1 protein-coding gene is annotated in these 363 nt (G+C 38.8%); it reads right to left on the bottom strand.

All coding sequences use genetic code 11. From position 1 onward, the window contains the following. On the bottom strand, positions 1–363 hold a 363-nt coding region (locus tag AC1DJR_RS34115), incomplete at both ends, for a sigma 54-interacting transcriptional regulator (RefSeq protein WP_477004682.1).

Here is a 363-nt window from a genome sequence, read left to right as displayed (position 1 = left end):
CCAGAAAACGCCCCGCGCTCGTAACCAAATAATTCACTTTCAAATAACGCTTCTGGGATTGCGCCGCAGTTAATTGAAATGAAAGGGGCATTTGCTGTCTCACTTGCTTCATGAATTGCTTTCGCAAACACTTCTTTTCCAACTCCGCTTTCTCCGAGTATTAAAACCGTGGATTTCACTGAACAAACCTTTCTAGCTAATTGAATCGTTCTTTGTATAACAGGGCTTTTTCCATTCATCGCAAGGAAAGGATCGGATGTATCTTTATATTTTGCTACTTCTTGTTCTAATCGGTGCATTTCATGCGACATATTAAATAGTTTTTCATTCAAAGCGACTTGATTTGTAACATCAGTTTCAGAA

The sequence above is a fragment of the Bacillus sp. 05T31 genome (assembly GCF_056396725.1).
The sequence above is the reverse complement of the archived record's forward strand: the minus strand, read 5'-3'. Positions and strand labels throughout refer to the sequence as shown.